Genomic DNA, 13,726 nt, shown 5'->3' with positions numbered 1-13,726 from the left:
CCGGCAATGAAATCCTAATTATGGGTAATTATGGAGACACCATACTTAATTAATCGCCTTCTGCCCGCGTGATCAACACCAGCCGCCGAAGCGGCAGCACGGCCGTTTTCGATCCGCACGTTGGCCCGCCGCAGTGCGCAGAAAGACAAGTCGCGACAAGACACTCGAACTCAGGGCGTCGCTCGGACTCCACGAATGTCGAGCTCCGGAAAAAGCAAGCGGCGTTTACGTATTTTCTTTTGTAACAGAAAGAAGTATACATAAGGCACACATATTTCTAAGAAGAGGTCGTCGATGTTTACAGTAAGATTGGGCGATAAGGATATTCCCGTACGGGACATTGCGGCCCTAGCAGAAATGATGCGGGCAGGCCAGATCCAAGCGAACACCGCTGTTTATGACCACACGGCAAACGCTTGGCGAACGGCGAAAGACATTCTGGCACGACCCATTGTGGCACCGTCTTCCGCAGCGGCGGAGCAACCAGGGGCGTCGGGTTCCTATTCACCGCCGACCGGCTACGTGCCGGGCCGACCAAGGACCACATCGGGTTTGGCCATCGGGTCATTTGTTTGCAGCGTCGTCGGAATGGTCTCGTGCTTTATGCTGGGAATCGTCGGGCTAATACTCGGCTACAAGGCGCGCCGCCTGATTGACGACAATCCGCAGCAGTATGAAGGCCGCGGCTGGGCAACCGCCGGCATTATCATCGGGTGGATTCAATGTGCGATATTGCCGGTGGGTCTCTTGGCGCTAATCGCGATTCCAAACTTTGTGCAACTCCGCGGCAAGGCTTATAACGCTTCGGCTCAGAGCGCGGGGTACAACGCAAAAATCGTCCAGGAGTTGTATTACCAGAACAGCGGAGACGTGAACAATGCAACGTATGCTGATAACTTGGGCGATCTGCTCGCCTGGGACAAAAACCTTACTGATGATCCGGGCGTGACTTTCGATTTTGGTGTCTGCACCTCGAGCGGCTACACATTCACTGTACGGCATGCCAAGGGCGATAGGACGTATGATTTCACGGACTAGAAAAGAAATTTCTCACGCCGGAGTTATAATCGACGGCGGACGACACGTCGCTCGCGCCGTTATGCTGAATGGGCGTCTCACATCGCGAATTGCTTCCCATACCTTGGAACTCGGTGCGAATGGGTGTCTGTGCACGCACGCACGCACAACATAGAAAAGGCTTTCGACGAAGGCCCTTGACTCACGCGGTTATGGATGTTCCTTAAATTATTGCTGGTAATTATCTGGTAAAAAGGGTATAATGCAACGAAGGGGTCTCTTTTTGGTCGAAATTATATTTGTAATAAATGTCATCAGTGCGATCGCAAGCATCTATGGTTGGATTAAGAGGTCGCCATTCAAGGCTTTCCCAATAACCGTACTTGCATGCAACCTCATATCGGTTTCAATGGCGATAAACGGATTCACCGCTGTCTCCCTGGTAATACTAGTCGTGGCAGTCGTTTTTCTTGTCCTGATTTATACGGCCAAACAATACGTTGCCGTAGAAGAAAACTTGGTTACAGCACAAGTGCATTATGATGGTGTGTCAAAAAAAGAAATGTTCAGAATACAAAAAGAATGCCAGAAGGGGTATTCATATGACCCAATTAAACTGTCCGAGGGAATCAGATTCGCCGCAGATAAAGGAATTGCACTGTCTGACCTTGTTCCTTTAATTCGAGTATCGAAAAAGTTAAGCATCGCTGTTTCCACTAACCTTCAAACTGCAACGAATCTCATTATTCTCCTTAGTCGAATGTTCGATGAAAGTAACTTCACCACAATAGCTGATAAAATCACGGTTACGTATAAGAAAGGTGTTTTACCAGGAGAGTTGGAAACTGCACTACAGGAGTACAAGGATGAGTGTTATATGCCCGAAACCATAAAAATGGACGAGCTTTTAGCTGCGATTATTACTCTAGCCGAAAAGGAGTTCCGGGGAGAGTACGCTGGGCAGGGAATGGCACAGATAATCAACGCACTGGGAAATTCCGGGGACAGTATATAGAAATTCCAGCGTTCGGCCGCCCCATCGGCGATTACCCGACGCTACCGAGCGTGGCCAACACCAGCCCCCGATCGCTTACTGACAAGACAAGCCGTAGGCGCTCTCCATGAGTTGAGTGAGGCGTGAAACAAAGCGGGATGGGGGCATGCCGTCAACGACATCGTGATCGCCCAGAATCGCGGAAATGGGAAATAGCGGGACACGATACTTAATTATTCGCTTTCTGTCCGCGCAACCAACACCAGCCGCCGGTGGCCGAAGCCGCCCGGCAACTCGTAGTCCACTGTTTTCACGGCGGTAAAGTCCTCCGGCAGGGAAGGCGCGGCGGTCGCCGCCAAAAACAGCGCCAGTACGCCACCCGGATTGAGCAAGTGCCCGAATTCGTCGGCCAGCTTCGCCGGCTCGGCCACCGCGCGCGCGGCGATCCAATCGAAGGCGGTGTCAAGTTTCTCGGCGCGGCCGTTTTCGATTTGCACGTTGGCCAGTTGCAGCGCGCCGCGCACCTGCACGAGAAACGCGGCCTTTTTCGAAACGCTCTCGGCACAAGTCACGTGCACGTCGGGCCGCAGAATCGCCACGATCAAACCCGGCACACCCGGGCCGGACCCAACATCCAAAAGCGCCGCGCCGGCCGGTATCGCCCGCGTCAGCGGCAGGCTATCGAGCACGTGATAGATGAGCGCCGCCTCCGGCGCGATCACCCGCGTCAGGTTTGTCTTGCGATTCCAGCGCGTGAGCATGCGGTGCCAGGTGCCGAGGGGCTCTGCGGACTCCGGCGGCAAACCCGCGGCGGGCCCGTGCAAGGCGAAGGCTTCGGCAAAGGTCATGAACATACCTCTCCCTACTGCGAGCACAGCAGCTTGGCAAGCGCGGGCGGGTGAGGCAAACTTGGCGCCATGCTACCCAGCAATCGCGATACCATCTGCGCACTGGCCACGGCCCGCGGCCGGGCGGGCATTGCCGTGGTGCGTCTGTCGGGCCCCGACGCCCTGGCGATCGGTTGGTCGCGCTTTGCGCCACACCGTTCCATGGACGAACCGCCGCCACGGCAAATGGTGCTCGGGCGCGTGCTGGACGCCACGGGCGAAACGCTCGACGAAGCCCTGTGCGTCTACTTCCCCGCCGGCGGCAGCTACACCGGCGAGCCCGTCGTCGAGTGGCAGCTTCACGGGAACCCCGCGATCGTCGAAGCGGCGCTGGAGTCCCTGCTCGCGGGCGGGGCGCGGCTGGCTGAACCCGGCGAGTTCACCCGTCGCGCGTACCTGGCCGGGCGCATGGATTTATCCCAAGCCGAGGCGGTTGCCGACCTCATCGAAGCCCGCAGCCTCGCGGCGGCTCGTGCGGCGCAACGGCGGCTTTCAGGCGCGCTGTCGGCCAAGGTGACCGAACTGCGCAACGTCTTGATCGAAGCGATGGCGCTGGCCGAGGCCGAAATCGATTTCCCCGAGGAGGATATCGGCGAGGTGGATCAAGCCCGCTTGCGGGCACTGGTCGAACAAGCGCAAGCCGGCGTGGCGGAACTGCTGGCCGGGCACCAACGAGCCCGCGCCTTGGCCGAAGGCGCGCAAGTGGCGATCGCCGGGCGGCCCAATGCGGGCAAGTCGAGCCTGCTCAACCGCCTGGCCGGAACGCGCCGTGCTTTGGTTCACCCGGAGGCGGGCACGACCCGCGACCGCGTCGAGGTCGAAGTCGTCATCGACGGGATCCCTGTCCGCCTGATCGACACCGCCGGGCTGCGCCGCCATGCCGGCGACGTGGAACAGCAGGGCATCGAACTAGCGCGGCAGGCCGTCGCCGAAGCGGACCATGTCATCTATCTGATTGACGGCGGGGTGGGGGTTACCGAGGCCGACCGCGAGCTGATCGCCGAGCTGCCCGAGCGGCGGCTGATCGTCTGGAACAAGGTCGACCTGCGCGCCCCGTCGACCGACTTCGCCGACCTGGGCGACGTGACCGTTTCGGCCACCGAAGGCACCGGCATCGACACCCTGCGCGAGCGCCTGGTGGTCGATTTGGGCGTGTCGGAGGATGCGTCGGAGACGCTATTGGCGACCATTCGGCACAAAAATCTGACCGAAATAGCGTCCGATCGACTCCAAACAGCGTCCGCTGCAACACAAAACGGTGTCGGAATCGAGCTGGTGGTCACCGATTTGCGCGACGCCGCGACCGCGTTGGGAGAGATCCTCGGCGAGACCACTGCCGATGATGTGCTGGATGCGCTGTTCGCGCGCTTCTGTGTCGGAAAATGAGCGAGCCCGGACGCCTCGACCGCTGGTTGCCGCACCTCATTGACGGCCTTGCGACCAGCGGCATCGTCTACCTCTTTTTCTATATTGCGCTGCAATTCCGCGACGATCTGATTCTGCTGCCCCTCCTGGTCGGGGCGGTGGCGGCGACGCTGGCGGGGCCGGGCCGCATTCGCCCGGTGCTGCGCGGCGTGTTGCTCTACCCGCTGCTGGCCTTCGCCGTGCTGATTTCCCCTTTAGCTACGCTGGTTTCGCCGTGGTCGCCCGCCGTGGCGGCGCTGGCGTTCGGTGCGCCCCTGGCGTTGCGTTTTGCCGACCGGCGCCGGCGACTGATCTGCGTTTTGCTCTGGATGCTGGCCGCGTTGCCCGCGGTGATTGTGCCCTTGTTGCGGCAGCCGTCGTCGTCGATATCCTTTGTCATTCTATGGGGTTTGGCGACGGCGACGCTGGCTCTTTTTGCGCTGCGACCCGAGGCGAACGCCCGCCCGCTGGCGGTTTTCATCCTGGCCCTGCTGCTTCCCCTGACGCCTCCCTTGGCGGCCCGCAACCTGCCGTGTAACGCCTCGGAATTAGGCCGCATTGTCGCGCAGGACGGCGTCGAAAAACTCTTCGATAACCAAACCAGCCTCGATTTGCCGCCCACCCGCATGGAAATGCTGTGCGACCCGGCTTCGGGGGTGCGGGTCGTCACTCCGCATGCCCCGTCCAAGCGGCTTGGTTTCCTCGATCCGGACGGCAAAACGCGCACGATGGTGCTGCTGGGCGACGCCAGCATCAAAAGCGCCGTGCACGACGGCAAGCTCTACACCGGGCCCAAGGGCTACATCCACGAAATCGACGTGCGCACCGGCGATTCCCGGCGCGGGCCGCGGCTAATGCGCTTTACTATCGGCGACTTACGCCTCGATCCGCAAAGCGGGCTGATCACGATGATCGAAGATCAATCCGGCTACTGCCACCTGGGGCGGGCCGACACCCTGGCCGGCGCGGGCCACCTGCCGATGCGCCTGCCGGGCGCTTGCATCCCCTTGTCGGGCGAGGAGGTGCTGATCAGCGAGGCGGCCTGGCCCGGGCGGCGGCTGCGGCGGGTACGGGTGGCCGACAGCGCAGTGTTGGCCGAAACCAAACTGGTCGACCTGGGCTTTCTCGAGGTGGCCGTCGACCGACCGCGCGGCTTGGTCTATGCGCCCTCCACCGTGCTGGGCCGCATCGTGGTGCTGGAACTGCAAACGCTGGCCGAGCGCGGCCGCTTCCCCACCGAGCGCGGCGTGCGCGGGGTGCTGGTCGACCCGGCGGGCGACCGCCTTTTCGCGTGGAACTACTTCGACGGCATCCTCATCGAGCATGCGCTGCCCGGCGGCGAAATCACGCGCCGCTGGTTCGTCGGTTCGCCCTTGCGCAAGGTCAACTGGGACTGCGACGGCCGCCACCTCCTGGCCGTCAGTTGCCTCGGCGGCTTTCGTATTGATCCGGAAGGCTGAGGTGCCGGACAAGGTCCGGTGCTGGGACCGCGTGCATCCGGCGACGATGTTGCCACAGCGACCGCTCCCGCTGGTCGCTTTGCGAGCCGGACAAGGTCCGGTGCTGGGACCGCCTGCATCCGACGACGATGTTGCCACCGCGACCGCTCCCGCTGGTCGCTTTGCGAGCCGGACAAGGTCCGGTGCTGGGACCGCCTGCATCCGACGACGATGTTGCCACCGCGACCGCTCCCGTTGGTCGCTTTACGAGCTTCGCAAATCGTGGCGCGTCTTGGGGCGCTTGTCCGAACCATCTGGGAAGGTCTGGTGGAGGTTGGACCTAGCGAGGACGTGGCAGTACCTCTGGATCTGCGCGAGGCACTCGATATGCACGAACGCCAGCTTGCGTATCCGACGCGGATTCGCGGTGACGCGGTTGTGGTCAACGAGGATGGTTCGCTAGGCAACAGCCTGTCGTTGCCGCACCGGTACCTCGTTGTTCGTGATGGCCCCGCGCCGCACGAAATCTACGACTACGAAACCTTTGCCGTGCTTTTCCCGCGCGGCGTCACCACGGCGGCCGAACTGAACCGTGTGCAGGCGCTCATTGACGCGCGCGGCGATCCGGAGAACGCCCGGGAAACCGGTTTCATCGCGTCGGGCGTTTACATCGCGGAACCGGAAGCGGTTGTACAGTGAAAACCATTATGTATATGATACGTAAGGAGAAGATGATGGTGCGTAAATCTTGGTTGCTGTTCGCGCTGGCGTTGTTCGTTGCTTTCACCACCGCTCACGCCGCCCACGCCGCAACTTATAACGTCAACTTTTGCTTCGAGCTTGAAGTGGATTACGGCTCGACCGTGTCCCAAGGCGACTACTGGATCAACAATTCCGACAAAGTCGCGCGCGGCATTCGCGCTAAAATCAGTGAAAACGGGGGCGACGTTGTGTACTTGGCGTACGTGGACGAAGACACCGGATGTACGCCGACCCTGTCATTGTCGTCGACCGAAAGCTATCAGGTCCGCTTATACAGCCACTCGCGTGTTTCTTATGACAATACGGTGAAAGTGTATATACACTATCCGGAAGACGTTTATCACCAACAAACGGTCGATTGGGCTTTTGTACCTAGCTTCAACGGAACCGCTCAATATACCTATGAGATTATCAACAACGTGCACGAAACGAACATCCTCGCCGCCGCGAGTTATGCCGTCGATCAACGTCGCGCCGGCCTTAGTGAGCACAATTTCTATTTCTACACGCAAGATTGCCCGAGTGGCGGCAGTTGTATGTCAAACGGTCGAATATTCCTCGATGCGCCGTACAAAGACGGTCTTCCTGAAGACAAAGGCCGCAACAGCAAATTTACGATTATTCACGAATTGGGTCATTTAATCGGCTGGAAAAGAGACGGGGACCAAAGTGCTGTTTGCAATTATGGAGACCAAGGCGAAAACAATTGCCTATCCATAGATCATCCTCACCATATGGATAGTCGGGAGTACCAAACCGCTGCGGCCGTTGAGGGGAATGCCCATTTCTATGCAGCGGCGATTTGGAACGATAAATACGATAACGATTGCCGCTACAAGGATTACGACTGTGAAAGCCCTGGAATCTTGGCTAACAAGCTTGGTGGCTGCGATGGAACACATGATAATCGTGGTGTTGAATGGGATTGGCTCAATTTTTGGTGGGATATGCACAGCAAGGCGGGTCTATCGGTGAGCGATATTTTCGATATATGGGATGGCGCGAATCCCCACGATTGGGTCGCGTCGTCGGTTTACAAGCGCTTGCGCGACGCGGCGCTTGATGAAGGCGTATATAAACTCGTTTGGGTCTATTGGGCCGGCCGTAATGGTGTAACCGAAGGGACTTGGGAATAGATCATATCGAGACACTAAGGTTGCGGGGGCGAAGGAGGAAAGCAAACCATGTCAAATAGAAAAATGGCCGTGCTAGTTGTGTTGGTTGCAATAATAATGCTCACAATTAGCTTTGCGTGTGAGAAAAAGGATGATAACAATCACGACGAGGATGAAGGTGATGACGACATCTCGCCAATTGACGACGACTGGGAGATCGGTTGTGAAGGTGCGAAATGTAATGACGGTAACGTTCAGCCTCGGCTGCTGGCGTTGGAGTTGACAGTCAACGGAGATGTTAGAGAGTATCCGGCGACCGTGCTGACTACCGACTATGTGAAGTTCGTCATTGAATATCTCCATCCACACCGGAATTTGCGTCATGGTTATCCGTTCATCGTAGTCGACGGTGTCCCACAATGCTTGGAAGGCCAGCAATTCTTGAACTTTACGTCTTCCAGCGAAGAAGAAGGGCCTGCTCAAATCGTTATCGATCCGCATTACTTCTTGGACGGTGAGGGTGCGCCGTACGGCTTCGAGATCTCCGATTTCTGCGGTAAGCACAGCAACCGCATTCCGGTGGATATTATCGCGCATCGGCCCGGCGAGACAAACGACGACGACGACGACGAAAAAGAAAAGTGAGCAAAGACGAAATTGGGCGAGGCGGAAAAATGAAAAAAACAGCTCTAATTATGTTTTTGATTGTGGCGGTGTTAGCGTTATTCTTGTTAAGTTTGAATTGTGCGAAGGATAACGATGACGACGATAATAATGAATCACCGTCAAATACACCGGGGTCTGACTGGGGCGATATCGGCTGCGAGGGCGCGAGTAGAGGTCAATGTGACGATGTTCCAACCAACAGCCAACCAAGGTTGCTGGCGTTGGAATTGACGGTCAACGGAGAGGTAAGAAAATTTCCGGCGACCGTGCTGACCACGGACTATGCGAAGTTCGTCATTGAATATCTCCATCCGTACTGCAGTCTAAACAGCGGTTATCCATTTGTCGTGATCAACGGCGAACCACAATGCTTGGAAGAAAAACAAATAAAAAACGCAAGCTGTTCGAGCGAAGAAGGCGGACCGATACAAATCGTTATCGATCCGCATTACTTCTTGGACGGTGTGGGAGCGCCGTACGGCTTCGAGATTTCCGATTTCTGCGGTAAGCACAGCAACCGCATTCCGGTGGATATTATCGCGCATCGGCCCGGCGAGACGGACGACGACGACGACGAGTGAACGGGGTCTTGGTAAAAAGCGGGACACGTAACAAGTGCATGTCCCCGTTTCCCCCAAGTCTCAGCCGCACAGCCTCCCCGCCGATGGCGGTGAGACTATGGCACCCTGGCAGTTGTCGCGCCGGGGCTTGCCCGGTCCAGGCTCAGCCTGGCGGGAAAAAACGCGGTTGGTTTCGCGTGGCGGCTTGACTAGGATGGCCTCATGAAAAGAATTATTTACTTGGCGGTATTCGTGGCCGTGACGGCGGCGCTGTGCGGGGCGGTGACGGGGGCGGGCGATGCGCCCAAGGGCATGGCCGCAATACCTGGCGGGTGGTTCACGATGGGCTGTTCGCCCGGAGATGGGGAGTGTTTCGAACGCGAAAAACCCAGCAAGCGGGTGTACGTGGATGCCTTTTTCATCGACACCCACGAGGTCACGCAGGCCGAGTACCTGCACGTGATGGGCGATAACCCCAGCCACTTCAAGAACTGCGCCAACTGCCCGGTGGAAACGGTGAATTGGAACGAAGCGCGCCGCTACTGCGCGAAAGTGGGCAAACGGTTGCCGACCGAGGCCGAGTGGGAATACGCAGCGCGGGGCGGGACGACGGGGGCACGGTACGGGGACATCGAAGCCGTTGCTTGGTATGACATCGAAGCCGTTGCTTGGTATAGAAGTAAAGCTGGCAAGAAAACCCACCCCGTGGGCCAGAAGCAGCCGAACGCCTATGGTTTGTACGACATGCTCGGTAACGTCTATGAGTGGTGTGAGGATTGGTTCGACGAAAAGTGGTACTCGCGGATGCCGGAGCACAACCCGATCAACACTCAAAATAAACTGGGCCGCGTGCTTCGGGGTGGTAGCTGGTTCACTGGCCCCCAACACGTGCGCGCGTCGTATCGGGGCGGGCATCGACCGACGGGTGCGACCTTCAACGGCGGGTTTCGATGTTCCCGGGATGGTAATGAGTGATGAGTTGAGGCGGCCGGATATTCGGGCGCGGACGTATGAGTTTTCGGTGCGGATTATCGACTTGTGTCAGGCCGTGAAACGCGACAGCGTCAGCAGGGTGCCGGCGCGTGCAGACGCCGGACGGGAAAAGCGGTTACGTGAAGGCCGACGCGCTCCAGCAAACCAAGACCAAGGGCGTCTTCGTGCCGATTATCATCGCGGCCGCCGCGCCGGTGGCCAAGGTCGTGATCACCAAGGCGATTGGGTGGTTCAAGAAGTTGTTTGGCATCTCGGACCAGAAGGCCGATCAGTTGCTTGGCGTCGGGCAGGAGTTGCTGGTGTTGGCGCAGGAGTCCGGGATGCTCAAGGTGCAGCTACCCATCGGCGCGAAAGACATCCTGCGCGTTGAAGCCAACACGTACGCGCCGTATCATTACGTGCCATCCACCGACGGCTGCGCCCCGACGATGACGTTCAAGGGCGGCAGTTTCTCCGTGGCCGGCGAGGTGAAGAACCCCACGGCGCAGATAATGGTGGAGTATGAGGTGTTGACGAACAACAATAACAACTAAGAGCACGTGTAATGGTTTGTTCGGTGTCCGGTGGTCGTTTTTGTGTTTGTTATTTATTGATCGGCTTGCTGTTAGCGCTGTGCGGGGCGGTGGCGGGGGCGGGCGAAGCGCCGGAGGGCATGGTGGTCATTCCCGCCGGGGCGTTCACGATGGGCGCGGGCAGTTCGCCGCCGCTGGGGCCGCAGCGAAGCGTCACGCTTTCGGCCTACTATATTGACCGCACGGAAGTCACCGTCGGCGCATACAAAAAATGCGTGGCGGCGGGGCGCTGCCAGTGGAACCCGAATGCAACCTCCGAACGCTTTTTCGGCGACGACCAACCCATGGTGCTGGTCAACTGGCACGATGCGAAAGCCTACTGCGAGTTCGCGGGCAAACGCCTGCCCACCGAAGCCGAATGGGAAAAGGCGGCACGCGGCGAGGCGGGTAATCGGTATCCGTGGGGCAACGAGTATGAGGCCAATCGCGCCAACCTGGCCGACACCACCGACGCCCCGGTCGACCTCGCGCTGTACCGATTCACCTGGCCGGTGGGCAAGGCGCCGGGCGACGTATCGGCCTACGGCGTGCGCGACATGGCGGGCAACGTCAACGAATGGACGGCCGACACCTACCGCGCCGACTACCACGAGAAAACCTCCGGCACGAACCCGCGGGCTTCCGCCAAGGGCGAGGATCCGCAAGGGCGGCGGACCTACACCGTGCGCGGCGGCAGCTTCGCCAACAACGGCGGCGAGGCGGCGCTTTTTCAGCGCGACGGTTGGCGGCATGCGGCGGGGCGCGGCCTGCGGTTGGGTTTCCGCTGCTCAAAGGATGTTCCATGAAACGATATCTATCCGGATTCGCGATTTTGTGGCTGGCGTCCGTGGCGCTGTGGGCCGGTTGCCGGGCCGATAACGGCGAATTGGCGCTCGTGGCAGGCGGCTCATTCATGGCGGGCTCGACGGCTCTTCTGACCAAGGACAACCCCGAGCGTCCGGCGCAGGTCGCGGCGTTTCACATCATGCGCCACGAGGTGACCGTCGCGCGGTACACCGATTGCGTGGCCGCGGGGGCGTGCGCGGCGATTCATTTGGCTGGTCCGTTCGGCCGCGACGACCTGCCGATGACGCACGTCACCTGGGACGAGGCGCAAAGCTACTGCCGATGGCGCGGCATGCGTCTGCCGACCGAAAACGAGTGGGAGCGGGCGGCGCGGGGCCGGGGCAACACGCTGTATCCGTGGGGCGACGAGTTCGCGCCGGAGGCGGCCAACGGCGGTCACGCGAAGGCCTGCCGGAAAAAGGACACCGTGTTTCGCTTTGCGGCGCCGGGCGGCTGTTTCCCGAAAGACCGTTCCGATTTCGGCGTGATGGACATGGCGGGCAACGTGGCCGAGTGGACGGCCGAGGTTTACAGTCCCGAGCCGGGACGAGGCGGCGACGCGGCGGTGAAGGTGGTCAAGGGCGGTTACTTCTATGCCGAGCCCAACCAGCTTTCGGGCGCGTGGCGCGAGGCGTCGCACCAATACGTACGCTCGCCGCGCATCGGCTTTCGCTGCGTGAAGGACGTGGACTGATCTACAGCGGCCGCGGGAAGGACGCCACGATCGGCCGCACCGACTTGTCGAAGGAAACCGGCACCCCGGCGAAGTCGTCGCCGATGTAATTGGCCCAGTCGAAGGTGTGCGGGTTTTTCAGGTAGTCCCATCCCTTGGGAACCGGGCCGTATTCCTCGATCGAAGCGTACTCTTCCAGCGACAGCCGCCGACCGTTCTTGAGGTAGCCCAGGAAACTCACGGCACCGACCACCCGTTCGAACTCGGCGAAAAGCTGCGTCTGCGAGGGGTAGGCTTCGATCATTTCGCGCTTGGCCTGCTTTTCGCGTTCGTTGATCACGTACCGCCAGCGCAAGCCGGGGTAGGCGGGGTTGAAGCGCATGGCGATCAGGATCGTGTACTCGTACATCGGCACGTGGATCAGCGGGACTTCGAGGCCGGTTTCGCGCTCGTACTCATCCAGGGCCAGGCGGGTGAAGAAGTGCGTCAGGTCGTGTTCGGGATTGCCGCCCTGGTAGCCGCCGGTGAAGACCACTTCGGGCCGGTGGGCGAAAATGCGGTCTTTGATCGCGTCGGCGATCTTTTGAAAGAAGGGTTTGAGGCGCAAGACCGCGGCGGGGTCCTTTGTGACGTACATCATGCGCCGGTAGATCTCGACCTCGGAGAAATCCAGGCATTCGGTGCGCGCGGCGTCGACTCCGGCGGCGGCGGCGCTATGGAGGGCCTCGGCCATGCGGATTTGCCCGTATTCTTTGGGCGCGAGGTCGGTTTGGAAGTAGAGGCCGTCGCCGTTGGTGACCCAGACGATGCGGGCGCGGTCGCCGCAGCGGGTCAGCGTGCCGCCGAAGGTGATTTCGTCGTCCTGGTGAGCGACGACGACCAGCGGCCGTTCCATGCGGTCAAGGGCGGTCAAAAAATCTTCGAGTGAAGTAATGGGCATGTGCTTTCTCCATGGATGCGAACGGATGAATTGTAAATACCAGGCCTTGGGTGCGCAAGGTGCGGGGTGATAACCTGCCCGCAACCGGGCGGGAGGTGAAAATGAAGGGCGGTTGGTTTGGGGTCGCGGCGCTGCTGCTGTTGGCGGCGGTGGTGTTTGCGGCGAACGATTCCGAGAAAACCGGCGGGCCGAACGCGGCGGCGCTGCGTTACGAAGCGACGGTTCACTTTTCGCGGGAACTGCCGGGCTCTTGCCGCGAGCACGCGGTGGAGCGGTTTCGGAAATTTCGGCGCGACGAGAAAACGAGTGACGCGCCGGTGGGCGTGGTTTTCATCGGCGACTCGCTGGTCGAAGGCTGGGCGCCGCTACCGCGCACGACGCCGCACGCGGCCTTGAATCGCGGCATTTCCTGCGACACGACGCTGGGCGTGCATGAGCGCTTGATTCGCGATGTGGTTGCAGCCAAGCCGCGGGTGGCGGTGATTCTGGCCGGGACCAACGACCTGACGCTCTTTCATCGCCTGGCGGCCCACGACCGCGCCTTTCACGTCGTGCAGAGCATCACCAGCCTGGCGCAGCGGCTGCAGGGGCACGGGATCAAACCCGTGGTGGTGTCGATTCCGCCGACGCGCGTGACGTTCTCGGGGCTCTCGGTGCGAGCGACCAATCTGCTCATCCGCGACGTGAACGGCGACCTGCTGCGCAACTGCCGCCGCCTGGGGGCGGAGTTCTGGAACATTCATCGCCTCGTGAGCGACGCCAACGGGCAACTCAAGGAAGGCTTCACTTACGACGGCCTGCACTTATCCTCCGACGCTTACCAGCACATCAACCGGCATTTGACGTCGCGCTTGCGGGCCTTGTTGCGTTAGGCGAGGG

Annotated in this window: 15 protein-coding genes; 13 read left to right on the top strand and 2 right to left on the bottom strand. The window is 60.0% G+C overall.

The genetic code is table 11. From position 1 onward, the window contains the following. Positions 1-294: 294 nt before the first annotated feature. Positions 295-1,038, top strand: coding sequence for a DUF4190 domain-containing protein (locus tag P9L99_05505; protein ID MDP8222797.1), 744 nt, complete (start codon positions 295-297; stop codon positions 1,036-1,038). Between the two features lie 262 nt (positions 1,039-1,300). Next, on the top strand, positions 1,301-2,032 hold the full coding sequence (locus P9L99_05500) for a hypothetical protein (GenBank protein MDP8222796.1): 732 nt from the start codon (positions 1,301-1,303) through the stop codon (positions 2,030-2,032). A gap of 212 nt (positions 2,033-2,244) precedes the next feature. Here the strand turns inward: P9L99_05500 and rsmG are convergent, their stop codons facing one another. Next, positions 2,245-2,859 (bottom strand): 16S rRNA (guanine(527)-N(7))-methyltransferase RsmG, encoded by a 615-nt coding sequence (gene rsmG / locus P9L99_05495; GenBank protein ID MDP8222795.1) that lies wholly within the window; start codon positions 2,857-2,859, stop codon positions 2,245-2,247. Positions 2,860-2,928: 69 nt separating this feature from the next. On the opposite strand from rsmG, the gene mnmE reads away from it, so the two are divergent. From mnmE to P9L99_05445, 10 genes are all read left to right on the top strand, one after another. Next, positions 2,929-4,284 carry a tRNA uridine-5-carboxymethylaminomethyl(34) synthesis GTPase MnmE gene (gene mnmE / locus P9L99_05490; GenBank protein MDP8222794.1) on the top strand — a complete coding sequence of 452 codons (1,356 nt, stop codon included), beginning with the start codon at positions 2,929-2,931 and terminating at the stop codon, positions 4,282-4,284. After that, on the top strand, positions 4,281-5,762 hold the full coding sequence (locus P9L99_05485; protein MDP8222793.1) for a hypothetical protein: 1,482 nt from the start codon (positions 4,281-4,283) through the stop codon (positions 5,760-5,762). Before mnmE ends, P9L99_05485 begins: the two co-directional genes overlap by 4 nt. 306 nt (positions 5,763-6,068) lie before the next feature. Beyond that, complete coding sequence (locus P9L99_05480; protein ID MDP8222792.1) at positions 6,069-6,440, top strand: hypothetical protein; 372 nt, start codon at positions 6,069-6,071, stop codon at positions 6,438-6,440. A gap of 35 nt (positions 6,441-6,475) precedes the next feature. After that, the gene (locus P9L99_05475) at positions 6,476-7,639 is read left to right on the top strand and encodes a hypothetical protein (GenBank protein MDP8222791.1); all 1,164 of its coding nucleotides are present in this window, start codon (positions 6,476-6,478) and stop codon (positions 7,637-7,639) included. A 48-nt stretch (positions 7,640-7,687) separates the two neighbouring features. After that, a complete protein-coding gene (locus tag P9L99_05470) occupies positions 7,688-8,263 on the top strand; it encodes a hypothetical protein (GenBank protein ID MDP8222790.1) in 576 nt (191 codons plus the stop codon). A gap of 29 nt (positions 8,264-8,292) precedes the next feature. Next, on the top strand, positions 8,293-8,865 hold the full coding sequence (locus P9L99_05465; GenBank protein MDP8222789.1) for a hypothetical protein: 573 nt from the start codon (positions 8,293-8,295) through the stop codon (positions 8,863-8,865). A gap of 201 nt (positions 8,866-9,066) precedes the next feature. After that, positions 9,067-9,819, top strand: a complete 753-nt coding sequence (locus tag P9L99_05460) for a formylglycine-generating enzyme family protein (protein ID MDP8222788.1) — start codon at positions 9,067-9,069, stop codon at positions 9,817-9,819. 107 nt (positions 9,820-9,926) lie between these two features. Beyond that, positions 9,927-10,370: a hypothetical protein gene (locus tag P9L99_05455; protein MDP8222787.1), complete on the top strand. Its 444-nt coding sequence runs from the start codon at positions 9,927-9,929 to the stop codon at positions 10,368-10,370. Positions 10,371-10,381: 11 nt separating this feature from the next. Beyond that, positions 10,382-11,194: an SUMF1/EgtB/PvdO family nonheme iron enzyme gene (locus P9L99_05450; protein MDP8222786.1), complete on the top strand. Its 813-nt coding sequence runs from the start codon at positions 10,382-10,384 to the stop codon at positions 11,192-11,194. Continuing rightward, complete coding sequence (locus P9L99_05445; GenBank protein MDP8222785.1) at positions 11,191-11,928, top strand: SUMF1/EgtB/PvdO family nonheme iron enzyme; 738 nt, start codon at positions 11,191-11,193, stop codon at positions 11,926-11,928. Before P9L99_05450 ends, P9L99_05445 begins: the two co-directional genes overlap by 4 nt. Before the next feature lies 1 nt (position 11,929). On the opposite strand, the gene P9L99_05440 is transcribed toward P9L99_05445, so the two are convergent. Continuing rightward, positions 11,930-12,847 (bottom strand): PIG-L family deacetylase, encoded by a 918-nt coding sequence (locus P9L99_05440; GenBank protein MDP8222784.1) that lies wholly within the window; start codon positions 12,845-12,847, stop codon positions 11,930-11,932. 101 nt (positions 12,848-12,948) lie between these two features. Between P9L99_05440 and P9L99_05435 the strand changes: the two genes are divergently transcribed. Continuing rightward, positions 12,949-13,719 (top strand): GDSL-type esterase/lipase family protein, encoded by a 771-nt coding sequence (locus P9L99_05435; GenBank protein MDP8222783.1) that lies wholly within the window; start codon positions 12,949-12,951, stop codon positions 13,717-13,719. Positions 13,720-13,726 lie beyond the last annotated feature (7 nt).

The sequence above is a fragment of the Candidatus Lernaella stagnicola genome (assembly GCA_030765525.1).
GTDB classification, from domain to species: Bacteria; Lernaellota; Lernaellaia; order Lernaellales; family Lernaellaceae; genus Lernaella; species Lernaella stagnicola.
The sequence above is the reverse complement of the archived record's forward strand: the minus strand, read 5'-3'. Positions and strand labels throughout refer to the sequence as shown.